The sequence below is a fragment of the Pseudomonas sp. FSL R10-0399 genome, from assembly GCF_009600165.1.
Lineage (GTDB): Bacteria > Pseudomonadota > Gammaproteobacteria > Pseudomonadales > Pseudomonadaceae > Aquipseudomonas > Aquipseudomonas helleri.
Genome location: NZ_WIWK01000309.1, coordinates 1 through 382, shown reverse-complemented (window position 1 = coordinate 382; position 382 = coordinate 1). Strand labels below are relative to the sequence as shown.

1 pseudogene is annotated in these 382 nt (G+C 64.7%); it reads left to right on the top strand.

The window, feature by feature from the left end:
* Positions 1–382: pseudogene (locus GHO41_RS29580) on the top strand (hypothetical protein); the annotation flags it as partial.

The following is a 382-nucleotide window of genomic DNA, read 5'->3' as shown; positions in this document are numbered from 1 at the left end:
ACAACACCGAAGAGCATTTCGAGCGCGACGCCGAAGGCCGCCTGCTCAGCCACACTGACGCCCTGCGCCAGCGCACCATGTGGCACTACAACGAAGCCGGGTTGATCCAGCAGCGCCAGCAGGCCGACGGCAGCACCCTCGCCTACCGCTGGGACAAGCTCGGCCAACTACTGGAACTGCGTAACGAGAACAACAGCACAGCCACCTTCGCCTACGACCCGGCAGGCAAGTTGCTGAACGAAATCGGCTTCGACCGGCAAACCATTCACTACCAGTACGCAAACGGCAGCCAACAGCCGACCCACCGATCCGACGGCGACCGGGTCTGGCGATACGACTACGACCCGCTCGGCCGCCTGAGCGCCCGCCACGCCGCCTACCA